The organism is Staphylococcus sp. 231237_7MaSpsaltlick, assembly GCF_043107035.1.
Genome location: NZ_JBICNX010000422.1, coordinates 1 through 413 on the forward strand (window position 1 = coordinate 1; position 413 = coordinate 413).

Genomic DNA, 413 nt, shown 5'->3' on the forward strand with positions numbered 1-413 from the left:
CATTATATCTATTTCATCTATACCACGAGTTCCATTTTCATGAGATGAAATAGTATTTTGTTTGTAGCCAGTCAACTTACTTAAATCATTTTGAGTTAGTTTTTTCTGTTTTCTTAGTTCTTTTATTCTTTTCCCTATTACATTTTTACTCATTTGGTATCACTCCTTGAGATAAATATAACACATCTATAATAAGGAAACAATAAAAATATTACAAAATGTGATAAAAAATTCTTGAACTATATCACAAATCGTGATATAGTTTATATACAGTCATCGGAGGTGATAATAAATGACGGCAACAGATAAAAAGAAAATGCTTAAAGAAAAATATTTAAAACCTAAAACTAAATTGCGTAAATTACGACTATCTGAAGAATTTACCACTGAATATGTAGCTAGTTTAATTGGTT

At 26.4% G+C, this 413-nt stretch carries 1 protein-coding gene; it reads right to left on the bottom strand.

The genetic code is table 11. The features are described 5' to 3' along the window. A partial coding sequence (locus tag ACF91D_RS32170) for a helix-turn-helix domain-containing protein (protein ID WP_392438766.1) occupies positions 1 to 153 on the bottom strand: 153 nt, incomplete at its 3' end. Between the last annotated feature and the right edge of the window lie 260 nt (positions 154 to 413).